The 20,053-nt window shown below is 59.0% G+C and carries 19 protein-coding genes; 10 read left to right on the forward strand and 9 right to left on the reverse strand.

The genetic code is table 11. The features are described from left to right. Positions 1 to 151 precede the first annotated feature (151 nt). From OA90_RS19590 to OA90_RS19600, 3 genes are all read left to right on the forward strand, one after another. Positions 152 to 628, forward strand: coding sequence for a hypothetical protein (locus tag OA90_RS19590; RefSeq protein ID WP_068416076.1), 477 nt, complete (start codon positions 152 to 154; stop codon positions 626 to 628). Between the two features lie 125 nt (positions 629 to 753). After that, positions 754 to 1,206, forward strand: a complete 453-nt coding sequence (locus tag OA90_RS19595) for a hypothetical protein (RefSeq protein WP_068416079.1) — start codon at positions 754 to 756, stop codon at positions 1,204 to 1,206. Between the two features lie 219 nt (positions 1,207 to 1,425). After that, positions 1,426 to 1,740, forward strand: a complete 315-nt coding sequence (locus OA90_RS19600; RefSeq protein ID WP_068416265.1) for a hypothetical protein — start codon at positions 1,426 to 1,428, stop codon at positions 1,738 to 1,740. Positions 1,741 to 1,761: 21 nt separating this feature from the next. On the opposite strand, the gene OA90_RS19605 is transcribed toward OA90_RS19600, so the two are convergent. Next, positions 1,762 to 3,294, reverse strand: a complete 1,533-nt coding sequence (locus OA90_RS19605; protein ID WP_068416083.1) for an acyl-CoA carboxylase subunit beta — start codon at positions 3,292 to 3,294, stop codon at positions 1,762 to 1,764. 684 nt (positions 3,295 to 3,978) lie between these two features. On the opposite strand from OA90_RS19605, the gene OA90_RS19610 reads away from it, so the two are divergent. The 5 genes from OA90_RS19610 (at position 3,979) to mgtE (ending at position 9,628) form a co-directional block, all read left to right on the forward strand. After that, complete coding sequence (locus tag OA90_RS19610) at positions 3,979 to 5,403, forward strand: circularly permuted type 2 ATP-grasp protein (protein ID WP_068416086.1); 1,425 nt, start codon at positions 3,979 to 3,981, stop codon at positions 5,401 to 5,403. Between the two features lie 7 nt (positions 5,404 to 5,410). Beyond that, positions 5,411 to 6,361: an alpha-E domain-containing protein gene (locus OA90_RS19615; protein WP_068416089.1), complete on the forward strand. Its 951-nt coding sequence runs from the start codon at positions 5,411 to 5,413 to the stop codon at positions 6,359 to 6,361. A 30-nt stretch (positions 6,362 to 6,391) separates the two neighbouring features. Further along, a complete protein-coding gene (locus OA90_RS19620) occupies positions 6,392 to 7,210 on the forward strand; it encodes a transglutaminase family protein (RefSeq protein WP_068416092.1) in 819 nt (272 codons plus the stop codon). 170 nt (positions 7,211 to 7,380) lie between these two features. Next, complete coding sequence (locus OA90_RS19625; protein WP_068416094.1) at positions 7,381 to 8,112, forward strand: proteasome-type protease; 732 nt, start codon at positions 7,381 to 7,383, stop codon at positions 8,110 to 8,112. A 91-nt stretch (positions 8,113 to 8,203) separates the two neighbouring features. Further along, entirely contained in the window at positions 8,204 to 9,628 is a 1,425-nt protein-coding gene (mgtE, locus tag OA90_RS19630; protein ID WP_068416096.1) for a magnesium transporter, read from the forward strand. A gap of 81 nt (positions 9,629 to 9,709) precedes the next feature. On the opposite strand, the gene OA90_RS19635 is transcribed toward mgtE, so the two are convergent. Beyond that, positions 9,710 to 10,483 (reverse strand): ATP12 family protein, encoded by a 774-nt coding sequence (locus tag OA90_RS19635; RefSeq protein ID WP_068416101.1) that lies wholly within the window; start codon positions 10,481 to 10,483, stop codon positions 9,710 to 9,712. Next, positions 10,483 to 11,163: an HAD-IA family hydrolase gene (locus OA90_RS19640; protein WP_068416104.1), complete on the reverse strand. Its 681-nt coding sequence runs from the start codon at positions 11,161 to 11,163 to the stop codon at positions 10,483 to 10,485. The genes OA90_RS19635 and OA90_RS19640 overlap by 1 nt, the downstream gene beginning before the upstream one ends. 388 nt (positions 11,164 to 11,551) lie before the next feature. On the opposite strand from OA90_RS19640, the gene OA90_RS19645 reads away from it, so the two are divergent. Together OA90_RS19645 and OA90_RS29060 are read left to right on the forward strand one after the other, a co-directional pair. Further along, positions 11,552 to 12,883: a DUF2778 domain-containing protein gene (locus tag OA90_RS19645; protein WP_082837156.1), complete on the forward strand. Its 1,332-nt coding sequence runs from the start codon at positions 11,552 to 11,554 to the stop codon at positions 12,881 to 12,883. Positions 12,884 to 12,960: 77 nt separating this feature from the next. Next, complete coding sequence (locus OA90_RS29060) at positions 12,961 to 13,131, forward strand: hypothetical protein (protein ID WP_199823779.1); 171 nt, start codon at positions 12,961 to 12,963, stop codon at positions 13,129 to 13,131. A gap of 141 nt (positions 13,132 to 13,272) precedes the next feature. Here OA90_RS29060 and OA90_RS19650 read toward each other — a convergent pair whose 3' ends face one another. The 6 genes from OA90_RS19650 to OA90_RS19675 form a co-directional block, all read right to left on the reverse strand. After that, positions 13,273 to 14,292 (reverse strand): RluA family pseudouridine synthase, encoded by a 1,020-nt coding sequence (locus OA90_RS19650; RefSeq protein ID WP_068416106.1) that lies wholly within the window; start codon positions 14,290 to 14,292, stop codon positions 13,273 to 13,275. Between the two features lie 130 nt (positions 14,293 to 14,422). After that, the gene (gene crcB / locus OA90_RS19655) at positions 14,423 to 14,806 is read right to left on the reverse strand and encodes a fluoride efflux transporter CrcB (protein ID WP_068416269.1); all 384 of its coding nucleotides are present in this window, start codon (positions 14,804 to 14,806) and stop codon (positions 14,423 to 14,425) included. Between the two features lie 78 nt (positions 14,807 to 14,884). Then, on the reverse strand, positions 14,885 to 15,673 hold the full coding sequence (locus OA90_RS19660) for a sterol desaturase family protein (protein ID WP_068416109.1): 789 nt from the start codon (positions 15,671 to 15,673) through the stop codon (positions 14,885 to 14,887). Between the two features lie 59 nt (positions 15,674 to 15,732). Then, positions 15,733 to 16,512: a sterol desaturase family protein gene (locus OA90_RS19665; RefSeq protein WP_068416112.1), complete on the reverse strand. Its 780-nt coding sequence runs from the start codon at positions 16,510 to 16,512 to the stop codon at positions 15,733 to 15,735. Then, positions 16,512 to 17,291, reverse strand: coding sequence for a sterol desaturase family protein (locus OA90_RS19670; protein ID WP_068416115.1), 780 nt, complete (start codon positions 17,289 to 17,291; stop codon positions 16,512 to 16,514). The genes OA90_RS19665 and OA90_RS19670 overlap by 1 nt, the downstream gene beginning before the upstream one ends. A gap of 110 nt (positions 17,292 to 17,401) precedes the next feature. Further along, positions 17,402 to 19,897 carry a patatin-like protein gene (locus OA90_RS19675; RefSeq protein WP_208986205.1) on the reverse strand — a complete coding sequence of 832 codons (2,496 nt, stop codon included), beginning with the start codon at positions 19,895 to 19,897 and terminating at the stop codon, positions 17,402 to 17,404. Positions 19,898 to 20,053: the final 156 nt, after the last annotated feature.

Consider the following 20,053-nt stretch of genomic DNA (forward strand, 5'->3'; position numbering starts at 1 on the left):
GAGACGTGATTATGCGGATAAGGCAGTTTAAACCCAGCTCAACAAATAGGAAGCGCATGCCGCGCGGTGTCATTGCCGGGGACATCCCCACGGCTTTTATACTATTATTAATAAATATATAGTTATAAATACTGAAGAGGATTATCAAAAAATGAAGACAATCACTACAATTTCTTTTCTGGTTGCTGCCTTACTTTCCGTCTCGGCCTGGGCTGAAACCTTCGAAAAGTGGAGCAGCGGTGACGTAAACGGATTTACGCGTTATTGGACGACGAACAAACAGGGGGCGAATTTCGTCGTCTGGTGCCATCCTGAACGCAAAGTCAACGGAACGCTTCTGCACATCGTGGTTGAGGGCAGAACGCCGCCTCCCGATACAAGGGCCAAACTGATCCTGGATCAGGAGGTCCTGGATTTGCCGGTCAACAAGCAGGGTTACATCGACAGCGAGTGCGCGACTTGCGCCGACAGCTTCGGTTATGTCTGGCACAAGCTCAGATCGGCACGCTCGCTTGCCGTCAAGTTTCAGGACGAGCGCTATGCCGTGTTTTCGCTCAAAGGCGCACGTCAGATTCTTCCGGGCCCCGTCTGCCCGACCGACTGGGAAAAACGGAATGCCGGATCCTGAACTCACGCCAGGCGATCTTCCGAAGATAGGCAAAAAAACTATTGATAAAATAACCTATTTTTTTTAAGCACGTATTAAGAGTAGAACTTTAGTTTTCCACCTCCGAGTTATCGGAGGAACTCTCGATGATTACCAAATTGATGCTTACCGCTCTCATAGGCTTGTCCATACCGTGTCAGGCATCCTCGGAAGCACACGGGCAATGGAACCACGATGTAGCTCATGGATACGAACGATACTGGACTGTAAATTCCCAGGGCTCCTATTTTACCATCTGGTGTCCCATCAATAAGAATATGCGCGGGGCTCTGATCAGCATCAACGTCATGGGCAACCTGCCTCCGCCGAGATCCCTTGTCCGGATTCAACTGGACCGCGATCTGATCAAGTTCACCGCCGGTCCCGACGGGTATATCCTCAACGACTGTCCTGCCTGCGCGGATAAATTTACCTATTTCTGGCATCGGCTGCGCTCGGCTGGAAAACTGGTCGTCCGGTTTGAAGACAGGCGTCTGGCGGGGTTTTCTCTCAACGGCGCCAGGGACGCAACTCCTCATCCTGTGTGCGCCACCCAATAAGGCTGAAAAGCGGGTTAGGCAGACAGGTGATGCTCACGGCAACATCTGCTTCTCATCGTCCAAAACGACGGAATGTGGTTCTGATCACATTTTTGCCGTACAACCTGCCGCACACTCCCGATACGACCAGTTCAAGTAAGAGGACCGATGGTCCTTCCTTACAACTGGACTTGGCCGGAAATTGTTTTCCGGCCTGAAACAGGATCCGTGGAGGCCAATATGCGCAAACGCCATCTTTTCATCGCCGCGCTCGCACTGGCAAGTACCTGCCAGCCTCTTGCCGCGCAGCAGCGCCCCGATCTTCGGACAATGACATGCGGTCAGGCTCAGTCATTGGTACGCCAGCATGGAGCGGTCGTTTTCACCACCGGTCAGCACACCTATTCGATGTTTGTCTCCAACATCAGTTATTGCGACCGGAACCAGCAGCTCTTCGTCCAGTACGGCCCGACGCGCGATCACCGCAAATGCCCGGTTGCCTATGAATGCAAGGAACCGCTGTTTCCGCGCGGCGGCTTCAACCGCTGGGATTAATCGCGGCCGACCGCTGATCGCCTAGAGAGGAATGTTGTCGTGTTTCTTCCACGGCATTTCCACCTTCTTCGAGCGCAGCAAAGCCAGCGCCCTTGCAACCCGGCGGCGGGTCGAGTGCGGGCGGATAACGTCGTCGATATAACCACGCTCGGCAGCCACGAACGGATTGGCGAACCGGTCCTCGTAGTCCTTCGTGCGCCCGGCGATCTTCTCCTGGTCACCGAGCTCTGACCGGTACAGGATTTCAACGGCCCCCTTTGCACCCATCACCGCGATTTCGGCAGTCGGCCAGGCGTAGTTGATATCACCGCGAATATGCTTGGAGCTCATCACGTCGTATGCGCCGCCATAGGCCTTGCGGGTGATGATCGTGATTTTCGGCACGGTCGCTTCCGCATAGGCGAACAGCAGCTTCGCTCCATGCTTGATCAGCCCGCCATATTCCTGCGACGTACCGGGCAGGAACCCGGGCACATCGACAAAGGTCAGCACCGGAATACCGAAACAGTCGCAGAACCGCACGAAACGGGCAGCCTTGCGGCTTGCGTCGGAATCCAGCACACCCGCGAGCACCATCGGCTGGTTTGCGATGATACCGACGGTGCGGCCCTCCACCCTTCCGAAACCGGTGAGGATATTTTTAGCGAAACTGCCCTGAATTTCGAAGAAGTCACCTTCATCGACCGTCTTAAGGACAAGTTCCTTCATGTCGTAGGGCTTGTTCGGATTGTCCGGTATGAGTGTATCCAGGCTCATGTCGAGCCGTTCCGGGTCGTCATAGTGTGTGAGTTCCGGCAAGTCCGCCAGATTGTTCATCGGCAGGAAGTCAATGAGCCGGCGCATCTCCTGCAGCGCTTCCACGTCATTGTCGAAGGCGCCATCCGCTATGGAGGACTTGGTCGTATGAACCGACGCACCGCCCAGTTCCTCCGCCGTGACGGTCTCGTTTGTGACGGTTTTCACCACATCCGGCCCCGTCACGAACATATAGGACGTGTCCCGCACCATGAAGATGAAGTCCGTCATGGCCGGAGAATACACATCGCCACCCGCGCACGGACCCATGATCAGGGAAATCTGCGGAATGACGCCGGAGGCCAGCACATTGCGCTGAAACACTTCTCCGTAGCCGCCCAGAGCCGCGACGCCTTCCTGGATGCGGGCCCCACCCGCGTCGAACAGGCCGATGATGGGAGCGCGGTTCTGCAAGGCCATGTCCTGCAGCTTGATGATCTTTTCCGCGTGGGTTTCCGACAGCGAGCCTCCGAAGACCGTAAAATCCTTTGAGAACACATAGACGGTGCGGCCATTGACGGTTCCCCAGCCGGTCACCACCCCGTCGCCGGGGATATGCTGTTCTTCCATGCCGAAGTCGGTACAGCGGTGCTGCTTGAACATGTCGAACTCTTCGAAAGAGCCTTCATCCAGCAGGATTTCAATGCGTTCGCGCGCCGTCAGCTTTCCCTTGGAATGCTGCGCGTCGATCCGTCTTTGCCCGCCGCCCAGGCGCGCTGTTTCCCGGCGTTGTTCCAATTCGGCCAGAACTTCTTTCATCCGGTCCTCCCGATTCTGCATCGTCCCGCTCGCAATCCGGTTCCCCGTAGAAGCTGACAGGTTGATCGATCTTGTGATGCTCCAGGGTCAGGCCGTAGCACGATCCCCGGTAAGCTCATAGTCAGCACATGGGCTTATGGGAGAACTACCTTACGGTTTTTCTGCTCTGTCATCACTGTACCGGCAGCGGAAAATCGCTCTTCGCGCACCGCTATTCCAACCGCCGAATGCAAGTTCTGACCTGGGCCCTTGATCCCGCTTCAGGAAAATCGGTTTTGCTCCCAGTGCGGTGCCTAATTCATGAGCACCTGGACAATAGGCGAATTTTGCTCGTCCACCTCTCCTCAGCCCGCTCGGACAGGATCATTCCTGCTACCCGAATGCCTCAACGGCATCCGGCCCGGGCGGAAGAACCGGCTGATTAAGGGAAAGAGACGGTCAACTGCACTGCGCAACCTCGAGTTTCGAATTCGGATTTTCGCATGCAGGACCGCCCCTGACACAAATAAGATGTCGCCCCGGAGCATCCAGGGTTTCAAAAGGCGAGTTAAGTCAGAAGGTTATCGTGTCGGCCAGTCGCAACATGCCTAAACACCGGGCACATGCGCTATCATATTGCTCTTTGACACGCCTTGGATTTTTGCAATGATTGCTCAACAGGCATGCACCTGCGAAGGGGAGGCAATGGCGGACGAACGTACTTTCTTCAATGAAATGCTCGAAGAAACTGGCGAGCCGCGACAGGCCTATGCCAGACTTGCCCAATGGCTGGAAGACAAGCCCGCTAATTTCCTGACAAAAAAAAGCCGCGATGCCGAAATGATTTTTCGCAGGCTCGGCATCACCTTCGCTGTCTATGGCGCGCAAGAAGCCACCGAACGGCTCATTCCCTTCGACCCGATACCGCGCATAATTTCCGCCTCGGAATGGCGGCGTCTGTCCGCCGGCATTGACCAGCGCGTCAGGGCGCTGAACGCCTTCCTGCATGACATCTATCATCGCCAGGAAATTCTACGTGCCGGCAGAATTCCGGCCGATCTCATACTGCAGAACGAGGCTTTCCTGCCGGAAATGGCCGGCTTCACCCCGGCCCGCAAGGTCTATGCACATATCATCGGCACCGATCTGGTCCGTGTCTCCGAGAACGAGTTCTATGTTCTGGAAGACAACACCCGCACCCCTTCCGGGGTTTCCTACATGATGGAGAACCGGGAAACGATGATGCGGCTGTTTCCCGAGCTCTTCCAGTCACACCGGGTCGCGCCGGTGGAACAATACCCGGAGAACCTCCGCCAGACCCTGGAAAGCGTCGCACCGGACCCGGCCAAATCGAACCAGACCATCGTCGTGCTCACGCCCGGCATTTACAATTCAGCCTATTTCGAACATGCCTTCCTGGCAGACTCCATGGGTGTCGAGCTGGTCGAGGGCCGGGATCTTTTCGTCGACAGCGGCAAAGTGTTCATGCGCACAACGCGCGCGCCCAAGCAGGTGGACGTGATCTACCGGCGCATTGACGATGCCTTCCTGGATCCCCTCACCTTCAATGCGGACAGCATGCTCGGCGTGCCGGGCCTGTTCGACGCCTACCGGGCCGGCAGTGTCACCATCTGCAACGCGCCCGGTACGGGGATCGCCGATGACAAGGCCATCTATGCCTACGTTCCTGACATTATAGAGTTCTATACGGGCCAGAAGCCGATCCTGAACAATGTTCCAACCTGGAACTGTTCCCGGCCGGACGACCTGGCCTATGTGCTCGACAACCTGGAAGACATCGTCGTTAAGGAAGTGCACGGCTCCGGCGGCTACGGCATGCTGATCGGCCCGACCACCTCCAGGCGCGAAATCGCCGAGTTCCGCCGTGTTCTGCAGAACAACCCCTCCAACTACATCGCCCAGCCGACCCTGGCGCTTTCGGCCTGCCCGACCCATGTCGCTTCCGGCGTCGCACCGCGCCACGTGGATCTGCGTCCGTATGTCCTGATCGGCGATCAGGTGCGGATCACCCCGGGCGGGCTGACCCGCGTGGCCCTGAAAAAAGGCTCCCTTGTCGTCAACTCCAGCCAGGGCGGCGGCACCAAGGACACCTGGGTACTTGAGGACTGAGAAATAAATGCTCGGAAGAACCGCCTCTTCGCTGTTTTGGATGTCTCGTTACCACGAGCGCGCCCAGAACGTGACCCGCCTTCTGGAAGTGGGCTTTCGCGGCGCCATCATTTCCCATTCCGGCCAGGAAGATGGCACCCACTGGACCTTTGCGCTCTCCTGTTCAGGCAGCGAGAAAGGCTTCGCGCAAAGATACGACGAATTGAACTTGCGAAATGTCGCGGCGTTCATGATCTTTTCCAAGGAAAACTCCGACAGTGTTCGCCATTGCCTGGAGTTGGCGCGCAACAACGCAAGGGCTGTGCGCACCAGTATCACGGCAGAACTCTGGGAAGCGGTCAACACCACCTGGATCGAGTTCAACGAGGTCAATCCGCAGACCATCACCCAGGAAAGGCTGCCCGATTTCCTCGCCTGGGTGAACCAGCGCTCGCATTTGTTCCGCGGCGCGCTGCTGAACACGGTCCTGCGCGATGACGGCTATTTTTTCAGCCAGATGGGAAACTTTGTCGAACGGGCGGACAACACGGCCAGGATCCTAAATACCCAGTACTGGACGCTGCTGCCGGACAGCGACATTATCGACGACGGCTCCGTGGAACGCTATCAGTGGTCGGCGATCCTCAGAGCCCTGGCGGGACGCAGAAGCTACCGCTTCGCCTATCCCAATGCCCGCCTCAAGGCCTTCAATATCGCGGAATTCCTGATCCTGAGAACGGAAATGCCCCGCTCGCTTGCCCATTGCTACGACTGGATCGCCGACACGGCGGAGGACCTGGCCCAGTTCTACGGTTCGCGGGAACCGAGCCTGGACCTGGCTGCCGAGATTTCACGCCAACTGTCCGAAACACAGATGCGCGAAATCTATCAACAGGGACTGCACGAGTTTCTGACGGAGTTCGTCGGGAAAAATAATCAGTTCGCACAGCAACTGAGTGAAGATTACAATTTCGCCTGACCTTCGAACCAAGCAGATCCCCGGTGCCGCATGCGACTGACCGTCAGACACACCACCAGCTATCGATACGACACGCCGCTGGCCAATGCCATGCAGCAGCTGAGGCTGACGCCGGAGGACGGTTTGTCACAGAAAATCGTAGACTGGTCCATCGAGACGCCGGGCATAGAGCGGGCGACAACCTACAAGGATGCCTTCGGCAACCAGGTTCACATGGTGTCCGGAGACGGCCCGGTTCAGGAAGTGGAAATCACGGCCTGCGGCACCGTCGATACGATCGATACCAGCGGCATTCTCGGCCATGAACTGGATGCCGGCATCCCGCCGCGCCTCTACACCAGGATCACTCCGCTGACCCAGTCCAATCAGGCGATCCGGAAACTGGCAGCCCTCGCGGAAGGCCCGGACCCGATCGCCGGTTTCCACGCACTCATGCACGCAATTCGCGACAAGGTCGACTACAAGGTCGGCGTGACCGAAACCAGCACCACCGCGACAGCCGCCCTGGCCGCCGGCGAAGGCGTCTGTCAGGACCACGCGCACATCTTTATCGCGGCGGCACGCTCCATCGGCATCCCCGCCCGCTATGTGTCCGGCTACCTTCTTCTGGAGGAGGAACAGTCCTCCGAAGCCCATCACGCCTGGGCGGAAGTTCTGGTCCAGGGCCTCGGTTGGACCGGTTTCGACATATCCAACGCTATGTGCCCGACAGATCGTTATATTCGCTTGACGGTCGGCCTGGATTCCCGTTCTGCTGCTCCCATCAGGGGCATCCGTTTCGGCGGACTGGAGGAGAACCTGCGGGTTGAGGTTGACGTTGCTCAAGCCGCCTTGCAGCAGCAGCAATAGCTGTCATCTTCCTTCACCATACGGAGCCACTGGCAAGCCGGAGCTATCCGCGCTCACCCCGGGCGGGACGCTTTGAGGCTTTACGCAAGATCAGCAGCCGCTCTTTCTCGTGATCCCACCTGAAGACGGGTTGACCCTGCGTTTCGAACTTACGTCAGAAGGGCGATGGAATGACATATTGTGTCGGTTTGAAACTGGATCGTGGCCTGGTCTTTGCTGCGGACACGCGAACCAATGCCGGTGTCGACAACATCTCCACTTTCAAGAAATTGCATGTCTGGGAGGAACCTGGCGAAAGGGTGATCACACTCGCCTCCGCCGGCAACCTGGCAGTTACCCAGGCAGTCATTTCCCTGTTGAGCGAACACATAACTTCGGCGGAGAGTGACCGGACGACGCTGATGAGCGCCAGAACCATGTTCCAGGTCGCGCGCCTGATCGGCAGCGCGGTTCGGGAAGTCAAGGCAATCGACGGAGAAGCGCTCGCAGCCAGCGCCGACAACTTCTTCGTGACCTTCATCCTGGGAGGCCAGATCAAGGGTGAACAGCCCCGCATGTTCCAGGTCTATGCGGCCGGTAATTTTATCGAGGTGGGCGAAGACACACCCTACCTGCAGATCGGCGAGCACAAATACGGCAAACCGATCCTGGACCGGGTGACCCGGGCCGACATGCGTCTGGGGGAAGCCGCCAAGCTGGTTCTTCTGTCCTTCGACAGCACCTTGCGCTCCAACCTGTCCGTCGGCATGCCCATCGACATGCTGCTCTACAACACGGATTCCTTTTCCACCGAGCGTCAGGTCCGGATCGAGCAGGAAGATCCCTATTTCCAGAAACTGTCGCACGGATGGTCGGACAAGTTGCGCACGGCCTTCGCCGAGCTTGAGGAATTCGAAGTTTAGCGTACCGACCCAATAGCCGGCTCACCTGTCCGTCAGGACGGCGTCACAAAAGCGCTTTAAAAGCAGACCGGTCAATTCCGGAGGTTTCCCCATGAGCAATTCCAGTGTCGAGCCAGATCCGGACACCATTGTGTGGACACGGGAGCCGGCCCATAAACCTCTGGACGCCAATGACGCGCCACTCAGGGCGGTGCGCGACATGATCAAGGCCGGCAAGCGCCAGCAGCTCGTGGATCTGCTCAAGCGCTGGGACCCGGCGGACGTCATGCAGCTTCTCACCCGGCTGCGTCTCAAGCATGCCCGCAAGCTGTTCCAGTGGTTGCCGGCCAATCCGTCTATCAAGGTTGTCGCCGAACTGAGCCCGGAATTTCGCTCCATTCTGATGGAGGACTCAACACTCGAGCAGTTCCGCCATATTCTCGCCGGGCTCGACCCGGAGGACGCCACCGAAATCCTCAACGAGTTCCCCGATGACGTCGCCGACGAACTGATCGCCCGTCTTCCGGATGTCGAAGACATCGCAACGCTGGCAAGCTACGCCGATGACACCGCCGGGCGGGTTATGGCGCGAAAGTTCGTAGCCCTGCCGGAGGACTGCACCGCCGGCAAAGCCGTATCGCAGATGCGTGAGCAGGCCGACCGTATCCGCAAGATCTTCACGGTCTATGTCACCGATGCACATGGCAAGCTGACAGGGACGGTGGAGGTCGGAAAGCTGCTTCTGGCCCAGGGCGATACGCCGCTCAGCGAGATCATGAACCGCGATGTGCTGGCCGTTTCCGCCGACACGGACCAGGAACAGGTCCTGCGCCTTGCCCGCAAACGCGACATGCGCACGGTGCCGGTCGTCTCCGGCGAAGGCCATCTGATCGGCCGGATCACCCCCAAGCAACTCACCCGGATCGCTTCCGACGAAGCCAATGAGGACATGCTGCTGATGAGCGGTGTCTCGGGTGAGGCGCGTTCGGACGACACAATCTTCAGGATCGTCAAGGGCCGCCTGCCCTGGCTTCTCGCCGGCCTCGTCGGCGCGAGCGTAGCCGCGACAGTCGTCGGATCCTATGAGGACCAGCTTGCGGAAGCCGCCATTCTCGCCGCCTTCATTCCGGTCACCATGTCGATGGCGGGAAATGCGGGACTGCAGGCCTCCGCGGTCGCCGTTCAGGGCATCGCGACCGGCGCCCTCTGGTCGGGCGATATTTTCTATCGCCTGATGAAGGAGTTTTTCGCTGCGCTGTTCAACGGCGTGATCGCAGGGACCGTCCTTGGCTGCCTGGTCCTGATCGCTTCTCTGGTCGTGCCGCTGGAGGCACCGCTTCACCTGGCTCTGGCGACATCCCTGTCCCTGGTGTGCGTCACCACCCTCGCCGCCACGGTCGGCGCGAGCATCCCCATCATTCTCGACAAGATCGGCATCGATCCTGCCATGGCCATCGGCGTGTTCATTACATCGTCAAACGACGTGCTCGGCGTGCTGATCTTCTTCCTGATGGCGACGACATTTTATCTGGGCTGACGGTCAACCCGTTCCGGAAACCTGAATTGAAGTGCGAGGCCGACCCTCTCCGGTCTGCGAAGCCAGACCTCGGGAAGAGCCTCACCCCGCTTGCAGGATCAGGACCGCCGCATCGAATTCCTTGCGCTTGTAGGCCCGCAGGCGGGCCGCGTCCTCGTCCTCGCCCCAGCGCTCGATGTTGAAGTCCTCTTCCACATGAGCAGCGCTCCAGACGCTGTCGGCATCCAGATGGCCTTCCTTCAGACAGAGCGCCAGAAGCGCAGAGCCGGTCAGGCTGGTGGCCGTATGCAACGCGGCAAGGCGCAGCGGTGTTTCCGTACCGATCCGCTGCCGGTAGGCCTTGAGCAGTTCTTCAGGCTGGGGTGCATGGACAATGCCCTCGATCAGCACGAAGCGTCCGCCAAGCAGACTTCCCGCCCAGTCGACGACCGGATCCCACAGGCGGCGCTGCGTATCGACCAGACTTTGCGGGTCGTCGGCGCGGTAACACAACGCGTCGGTGCCGGCGAAGCGGGTGATGTCGTCGGCGACGTCGTCATGGCGAACCGAAACCGCATCCTGTGCCGAGTTGGCGATGCGGGTCAGTGGCATGTTCGCCGGGTTGATCACCTTTTCCTGTGCCATCCATTCGGCCGCGACCGCCACGCCCAACGCCTCATTCGGCAGGAGCAGTGTTGTCTTGCCCGGCGTTTTGACCGGCCGGCCGTCGAGGTGAATGGCAAAGCCACCCTCAGCGGGTTCATGGGTCGCTTCCTTGTAGAAACGCTTGGGCAATTCGCGCCGGGAAAATTCCCGCGCGCGCTGTTCCGGGTCCCGCGCGGCGTCTTCCTGCAGAACTTCAAAAAAATCGCTCATCAGACTGATACCTTGGAGAATTGAAGAATATCGTTCAAGGCAGAATCGAGATCCTCGAACCCTTGAATGATGCGGTTCGCCCCGCCTTCCGTCAGTTGCGTATGGTCGTGATATCCCCAGGTGACACCGATGGCATGCGCCCCGGCGGCCCGGGCCATCGCCATGTCGAAGCCCGTATCCCCGATCATCAGTGTGCGATGGGGTTCCACACCCGTCTCCGCCATCGCCTTGAAGATCATGTCGGGGTGAGGCTTCGACGGCGAGGTATCGGCCGTCTGGATCGTCACGAAACGGTCGTGCAGGTCATGGGTGTCCTGCATGTGCCTGACGCCGCGCATCGCCTTGCCCGTTGCAATGCCGAGCAGGATGTCGTCCTGTCCATGCAGTCTTTCCACGGCTTGCCTGGCGCCCGGATATAGCGGGTCGATATCGAGCCCCAGTCCACGCCGGGAGATCTTGGACGCCCTGTAGGCATCCGCCATCTCCGGAGCCTTGTCCGCATGCGCTTCCCCGACCAGATCCGCAAAAGCTTCCTCCAGCGACCGCCCGACAATCGACAGGGCGGTTTTCCGGTCGGGCATAGGCAGACCGACCGCCTCGAACCCCACCTGCAGACCGTGCAGAATGGTGTTCTGGCTGTCCACCAGCGTTCCGTCGACGTCGAATATGATCAGATACATGGGAGCTCAACCTGTGCTTAGAGCCCGCATGTGCCGGTTTTTGGCGCTTTGGTCAAGGCTTTGCCGCACCAGGGACCAGTAGCAACGAAAACCATTTTCTCGGCAAAAAAATCCCCTCGTCCGCTCACTGCCAGGTGAAATCCACAGCTTGCGGCATAAGGACCGGTTATTTCTGGATATCGCCGATATGACCGGTGCGCCCGAAAATCGCCTCTTTAAGGTGCTTTTCGACCACAGGCTGGTGTCGTACCGGTTCGTAAACACGTTGGTTACCATGTTTTGCGATATTGGTGACTTCGGGTGGGCATGATCGTTTGGGGCAAGCTGGCTCCCGCAGAAATACGGACCGCGGCCGCAAGGCTGCAGGCGCAAGATTGGTTTTGCCTGAATGCAGCAGAAAAACAAACGGATAGGCAACGACAGCCGTATGGCAGCCCCGAAGAAACAGCGAACATTCTACGCGCTCCTTGCCGGATCGACGCTGCTGATTGCCGGCTTCGCCGCGTCCGCGGTCTTTATCAGCCCTGCCCTGACACCCGAGCATTTATCGCCATTGGCGTCAAAATCCGAAACGCTGACACTAGCCCATGTCACCACCGAATTGCCCACCGCCGCCCCTGTCCCGGTGAATATGGCAACGGCGGTCAAGACGGCGAAACTCGCTAAGCCGCCTGCTGCGGTTGCACGCCCCCTCCTCCCGGCAAAGCCAGCGCCAACAGCAAATTCCGTTGAGACAGAAGCAACGGCAGCCGGACAAAAGGCAGAGGGCGCACTGGCAGAGGCCCGGCGCAAGGCCAAAAGCGCACTCGCAGGAAAACTTGCGAAGCTACAGCTCACCCGCACACTTCTTGCCGCGAAAGCCGGAAGGACACCCGCAGCGGACAAACCGGTCGCCGTGCAACGCGCCTTCGCCGAAGCGCCTGCGGAGGCCCTGCCGCAAGCGCTGCCGAAGAGCCTGGCCGCCAAGCCAGCCGGAACCTTGCCGGAGACAAATTCTGAAATCGAGATGGCCTCGCTCGATCCGCGAGCTTCCGGAGCCTTGGCCGAGCGTGCAAGTCCGGTCAAACCGGGAGCCATACCGACCCGCCTCCCCGGCACCAAACCCAGGATTGCTCGCAGCACGAAGCCATCTGCCTCGAAGCCTGTTGCAACAAAACCCAGACGAGAAAAGCCCTCCGAAACCACTCCGGTTCTGGCCTACGCGACGCCCGGAAATCCGGAAGAGGATGAAAACGGCGTCTTCAGCGGCCTCGGCAAGCTGTTCGGAGGCGGCAAAGGCGGATTGCCGGGTGCGAACAGCAAGGTTGCGGTCTATGACATCAGCGCGGCGACGGTTCACATGCCGGACGGCACCAAACTCGAAGCCCATTCGGGCATCGGGGAAAAGATGGACAATCCGAAATACGCCCATGTGAAGAACTACGGGCCTACACCCCCGAATATTTACAAGCTGCGCATGCGTGAGCGGCGTTTCCATGGCGTCGAGGCCATCCGCATGCTGCCGCACGACCGGGCTGCCATGAAAGGCCGCGACGGCATGCTGACGCACACCCGGCTGTTGCGCCGGTCCATCGGTTCCCACGGCTGCGTCGCCTTCAAGGACTACAACAAGTTTTTGAAGGCCTTCAAGGCCGGCAAGGTCAAGACCATGATCGTTGTCCCTTCCATGGAAAAGCTTCCGACGTACATGGCCAAATTTCAGCGGAGCACCGGCGCCTGACCTGATCCGGCTTGCAGTGGAGCGAAGGATTGGCTAAGCCGCATGGGACAGCCTTCCCCCCGCAGCCGGAGCTTTCCTTGACCAAGATTCTGATGGTGCTTCTTTTTCTGATTGCCGCCGTCCAGGTCATCAAGCCGCTCGGCTGGCCCGGTCTGAAAAAACGCTCCGACGCCTGGAAGCTGGTCGCAGGTGTCGTGGCCGTCACCTTCGCATCGGTGATTCTGAGCGCCGCGTTTCAGGGGTTTTAGAGCGTCGCGTTCAACCGGATTCATGCATTCGGAAAAACGCACGAGACGGCGCTTTTATTGCATATGCGTTCCGGCGGTTTCTTGAATACAAGTCAACATGACAGGTTCTGGGCTGCAGGGCCCTGTTCTGAATGGAAAAACCTATCGCTTGATCAGCGTTTCATCCGGGTCATCCGCTTCCGGATCGTAATCCTTGGCATCGAACCCCAACAGGTTCCAGGTCTGCTGCATATGTGGCGGCAGCGGCGCGGAAACGTCGATTGTACCACGGCCTGAAGGGTGCGGAATGACGATCCGCCGTGCGAGCAGATGCAGCCGGTTCTGGATGCCCCCCGGAAGCTCCCAGTTCTCGATATTGAAGTATTTGTCGTCGCCGATGATCGGATGACCGATATGGGCCGCGTGGGCGCGCAACTGGTGCGTCCGTCCCGTGATCGGCTTCATGGTCACCCAGGACAGTTTCTGGGCGGATTTCTCGAAGACCGAATAGAGTGAGACGGCGTGCTGGGCTTCATCGTCGCCCTGCCGGACCACCTGCATCCGTTCTTCGTCGTCATTGCGGGCGAGAAAGGTTGAAATCCGGCCCTGAAAGGGCTTGGGAACGCCTGCCAGCATCGCCCAATAGATCTTGCGGGTGTTGCGGTGGCGGAAAGCCTTGGTGAGCTCCTGCGCCGCCTGACGGGTTCGGGCGACCAGGATGATGCCTGAGGTCTCGCGATCGAGCCGGTGAACGAGGCGCGGCTTGTTGCCCTTGGCGTCGGTGAAGGCGTCGAGCATGCCATCCAGATGGCGGCTGAGACCGGACCCGCCCTGCACGGCAAGACCTGCCGGCTTGTTCAGGACCATCACGTGGCTGTCCTCGAAGAGGAGCATGTCCTCGACAGCCTTGCGGTCGTCGGACGTCAGTTTGGTGGACTTCGGCCTGGCATTCTTCTTGTCGTCCGCGCGCAGCTCCACCCCGAGCGGCGGGATGCGGATCATCTGCCCCTTGGCGATACGCGTATTGGATTCGGCGCGCTTGCCATCGACACGCACCTGTCCGGTCCGCAGCAGCTTCTGCAGGTGACCGAAGCCGAGCCCCGGATAATGGCTTTTGAACCAACGGTCCAAGCGCATGCCCGCCTCATCGGCGGTCACGTGTTTCTGTTCAATCGCTGACATGTTGTTCTCAAATTCGGCAGCTGGACACTTATTCAGGTCCGGCGCATCCCACAGCCCCGCGCCTGAAGGCGCCGGGCGAAAAATCGTTCCGGAGCGTATAGGCGGAATTGCCGTCAAATGGAAGGAAAAGTTAGGATCCGGCCTGACGCATGATCATCAGGCCGGCAAATACGGCGAGGATCGACACAAGCACCGAGGCCACCACGTAGATCAACGCCAGATGCGTATCGCCGCGTTCCCACAGAACGGCGGTGTCGAGGGAAAAGGCCGAGAAAGTGGTGAAGCCGCCGAGGATACCGGTCGCGAAGAAATAACGCAGCGACTGCAAGCCACCGGTCTCATGGCTGACCAGCCAGCCGATGAAGAGCCCCATCACCAGCGATCCGATGATATTGACGCTGAGCGTGCCGACAGGAAATCCCGTTCCGAACAGTCTGAGCGTCGCGAGCGACACCAGATGGCGCCCGCCAGCCCCCAGCCCGCCGCCGAGCATCACAAGAAGAAGATGATACAAACCGCAGCCCGCCCCTGAACCTTTAACGGTATCCCGGTTTTGCTTCCAGGCGTCGAGCCGGGATGACAAATCAAGCCCCTATTCCCCCGGTGCCACGGATTTCCCGTTGTCGCCTTGCCCCATCTCCTCGAACACCTTGACCTGTTCGTCATATTTCGGATCGATGGTGCCGCAGACACGGTCCCAGAAGGAAAAGAAATTGGCGTAGTTGTAGCGAAAACGGGAATGGTGCTGATCGTGAAAAGTCACGCATACCATTGGCGACGGCATGCGCGACATCGGCGAAGCCCAGAACTCGAAACCGGAATGGCCGATGGTGCCGTTGAAATGGTCCCACAGGCGATGAGCGATCAGAACCGGAATCGGGATCGGCAGGATGATCACCGCCCACAGATAGTAGCTTTGCATGACGAAGGCGTCGACCAGGTCGTCCGAATAAGTGCTCCAGACCGTCGGGGCGACGGAGCGGTGGTGCTCGGCATGAAACCGGTACATTGCCTTGGTGTGCATGAAACGGTGCCCCCAGTAGAACCAGGTGTCGAATGCGACAATGGAGACCACGAACATAAGGATGGCGGACCACCAGGAAAGCTCCAGGGCGGACACCAGCGTCCAGCCCTTCAGCGACAGGAAGATCCCGCCGGCGAGACATCCTGCCGTCACCGTCAGGGACAGGACGCTCGCGCGGATTTCCTTCCACATGCGTTTTTCGCCGCGCCGGTTCTGCTGGATCCGCCGCTCCGGATGCCGGTTCTGTATCTGGATCAGCACCCAACCGGTCGCGAAATACAGAAAAACATTGATTGCGTAGACGGCCGCGTAAATCGGCAGAAATTCGAGCAGAACGGAGAGCGCCTGATCCAGCATGATTTTCCTTCAAGTCCGTTTTGCAGGTTGGCTGACACAGCGAGTGAACGCGTGCGGGCTTACCCGGTTGCCTTGACCTTGGTTTCTTCCGTCTCCGGAATTTCCCCGGTCTCTTCCATCGACCGCACCAGCACATCGTATTTCGGATGCACAGTACCGCATACACGATCCCAGAACGAAAAGAAGTTTCCGTAATTATAGTGGAACTGGGAATGATGCAGATCATGGAAGGTCGTGCAAATCAGCGGCGATGGGAACCGCGAGGATCTGGACGCGAAATATTCAAAGCCCGAATGGCCGACCATACCGGAGATCTGGTCGAACAGGCGCAGCGCGAAAACGCTGAGCGCCGGAACCGGCAGGACGAACCAGACCAGGAAATAGAAGAAATGCTCGATCAACGTATCGACCGTGGTCGAGCTGTCATTGCTCCAGACCGTCGGCGCGATGGATCGGTGATGGGGCACGTGAAACCTGTAGAGCGCCGGCAGATGCAGAATGCGGTGGCCCCAGTAGAACCAGGCATCGAAGAGCACGAAACACACGGCGAACAGCAGCGCGAACGACCACCAGGACAACGCCAGCGGTTCAAACAGCGTCCAGCCCTGCGTCTGGGCGAAATACCCGCTGGACAACAGCACGGAAGACGTCGCGAGCGCCTTCATCGAAGCGCGGATTTCCTCCGCCTGGCGCTTCAGCCCGTCGCGATGTTTCTGGATGCGGCGTTCCGGATGACGCGCGTTGATCGCCATCACGGTAAAGCCGGTCGCGAAATACACAGCCACCATGGCTACGTAGACCAGCGCGACAATCACGAGATAATCGACGAGAAGCTCCATCACGCCTGATCCTGCTTGCCGGAATAAAGCGCCTCGAAACCTTCCACCTTGTCGTCATAGGTCGGATGGATCGTGCCGCAGAACCGGTCCCAGAACGAAAAGTAGTTGGCGTAATTATAGACGAAATACTGGTGATGCTGGTCATGGTATAGGGTGCACAGAAGCGGCCAGGGCTTGCGGGCGCTCGGGCTTGCGAAATGCTCATAGCCGCAATGGCCGATGGCAGCCGAAACCTGATCGAACAGGCGGTGGCCCAGAAACACCAGCGGCGGGATCGGCACCACGAAGAGCACCAGAGCATAGTAGGAATGGGCGAACAGCGTGTCCACGCTGGACCCTGCATCGTTCGACCAGACGGTCGGTGTGATCGTCATGTGGTGCGGCTTGTGAAACCGGTAGAACAGTTTTGTGTGCAGTATCCTGTGACCCCAGTAGAACCAGGTATCATGCAGCGCCAGGGAGACTATGAAAAAGACCGGTACGGACCACCAGGAAAGCGCCACGGGTGCAAAAAGCGTCCAGCCGCGCATCTGCGCGTAAAGACCGATCGACAGGCAGCAACTGGTGATGGCGAGCTGTTTCATCGACGAGCGGATATCGCGGAGCGCATCGTGAGTCGGCTGCCGCTTCTGGATCTTCCGGTCCGGATGGCGCTCGTTCAGCGCGGTCATTGCCAGGCCCGTCGTGAACAGCACGACGAGGCTTGCAGCATAAAGACCGGCGAACAACGCCAGAAAGGCGCCCGGCCCGATACCTGTGTAGTCAGTCAGAAATTCCATGAACACTTACATTCCGCTCGCGGGACAAAACCCATGCCTTATAAGAGTGCGTAGCGAACCAGCCGCCGCGGCGTCAAGGATACACTTGCCGGTTTTCGGCACATGACAGACTATACGTCTTCCGCCACATGGGCAAAGTCCGGATAAACCGAGCGGACGAGATCGTCCACTCTTGCAATTTCCTCGGGTATTTCAATGAGTTTGTCCCGTTCTTCCTCCAGGATCGCCAGAAAAATCCTGGCGCGGGCCTGATTGACCTGGATCTGCGGCAAAGTGCCCTTGCCTGCCGCCGACAGGATGATGCTGACCAGCCTGTCGGCGGCATTGAGCCTCCCCCACAGGTAATCATGCTCCCGCCAGCCGCGATTGAAGAACGCGCCGAAGGAATTCAGCGACTTGCCTTTCAGGTCGAAATTGTCCGTGTGCAGGCTGTCGGCATCCCTCGGACTGATCCTGTCGACGAGGATCTCCGTCACCTCCGAAAAATCGTTCCGCTGCAGCACCGGAAATGTGATCAGGTCATAAAACCCGAACCCGATATAGGACCGCATCAGAGACGCATGACGGTCCTTGTCCAGAAAGCCTCGCGCGGTTTTCGCGAATAGCTCGTCCTGCAGCCTGTCGAGATCAGCCAGCCCCATCATCGCCGATATGTTCTTGAGCAAAGGCACAACCTGGTCGCCTGCGGTCATCGACCCTGCCTCGAGATCCTTCACAAATTGTTTTGAGAGATCCCTGCACCGGCCGCCGAAAAACCGTTCCGTCCAGCGCCAGCTCAAGTGATCGATCTGATCGTAGAGCAGACCCTTCATCTGGTCGAGCGCATCGGTGTCCGGCGGCGGAAGTTCCGAGTCGCGTTCGAAATGGTAAAATCCGTTGAGCTTGCGGATCGCGAAGCGCAGGCGCCGGATGCGATAGTCAACATCCAGTCCGCGCAACATAGCGATGACATGCGGGTCGTTGCGCCCCAACAGATCCTTGCTTTCCACAGTCAGCGTGGAGAAATGGCGCGCCAGATGCGCCAGAATGGGCTCTTCCTGCTTACGGGCGTCCGTAATGCCGCTCAACCGGGTCATCAGCCCGGCGAGACGCTCACCGAGGGCGTGCAGCTTGAGCGACTGATAGTTGAGAAAGGCGAAACCGGCCTGCCGGAAGGCCGCATCGGTTGCCTCATTGCGGCACTTGGCCAGGATTTCCGGCGTGACGGTCCTGCGTTTCGGCAGCAAGCCCGTCACCGCCTGTTCGACCATCGGCCCCGCCGCATCGATCAGCTGCGCCAGCCAGCGGCTGCGCCGGTTGTTCTGCTCCAGTTCCTTCAGATCGTCGCCGATAGGCTCGTTGCGCGGGATATGCGCCAGAGACGCGAGTATCACCCTGAAGAAACCGGGCAATTCTGCATGCCGCCCTTCGGCCTCCACCGTTTCGACCGGCGCAGGGTCGATATAAATCAGCCGCCGGGCGACCTCCTTCGTCGCCGGCCGGTCCTGAATGACCTTGATGACAGGAGCGAAAGGCTTGTTCATCACCACACTGCCATCGACAAAGCAATGTCTCCCGGTGGTGTTCGGTGACAGGTTCAGTCCATGCCTCAGAAATGTATCGCGATGCGGCCAGGCCAGATCCTGTCGTGCGAGGGCGCGCTCCATCTCGGCAATCGTCGCTGGCGGAAACGCGCCGGGAAAAGACGACGTCGCCCGGGCGGCAAACACCAGCTCCGGAATGTTATCGGCGGCAAACTGGCTGTCGACGACCCCGGGAGCACGGTGGACCGCGTGAAAGTTCAGGATGCGGCGGTGATCCCATTCCTCGACATAATCCGGATCGTCGAGGTGAATACGCCGCTTGATGCCGTTGTAGTCCGTGATGGTCACGAACAGATCCAGCGTCTGGCCGCGGGGAATGAGCGTCCGGCCCGTTTCCGCGGCTTCTTCCATCTGCTTGCAGGCATCCAGCATCCAGCCGATGAACCTTTCGCCGGAAAACGGCGGCGAGAACCACCTTGCCTGCATGAAACGGCGCAGCTTGTCGCGGGTTTCCGTGCTTTCGATCTGCTTCTTCAATCGCGAAGAGACCAACCGGTCCAGCATCGGCGAAACCGAAATCTTGAGATAGCGCGAAAGCCCCGACTGCGGCCGTGCCAGACGGGTGACATCGGCGTTTTCCAGCCACAGCCGGCTGTGGCTGTCGAGAGGGAGATCGTGGGCCAGAGCCCTGGCCAGCATGATGCCGTTCACCCCGCCGGCGGAGGCACCCGCGATCGCATCGACCACAACCCGGATATCCGCAACCGGCGAAAGGACATCGAGCAACTCCTTGTAGGCGCTCTGGACAGGGGGCAGGTCCTGCTCGGCCGCCACGCCCCCCGCTCCACCGGTCTTGCGGTCAAGACGGATCCCGGAGGCGCGAACCAGGTTCAACATTTCGCGGCTTACGCCATGCATATAGATGGCGAGCGAAACCCCTCCGTAAAAGACAAGGCCAAGCCTGAGTTCGATTTCCTTCATGAAGCCGCCGAAATGATCATTGCCCTCCATATTGCCCAATGCAGCATAAGAAATAGTTACAAGGGCCAGGCTGCCGGGAATGGCATCCCAATAGCCTGCCACCCGATTTCGGCACTGAAATGACGCCCGGCATTTGCCACACGATACAGCCTTGCAAGGATCGCTTGAGGATGCATTTTTCCCTCATGACCTGAGAATATTCCGGTAAGATACCATCCACAACCAAGGGCGATTCCTGAGACATATCCGCATACGGAA

Source organism: Labrenzia sp. OB1 (assembly GCF_001624695.1).
Lineage (GTDB): Bacteria > Pseudomonadota > Alphaproteobacteria > Rhizobiales > Stappiaceae > Roseibium.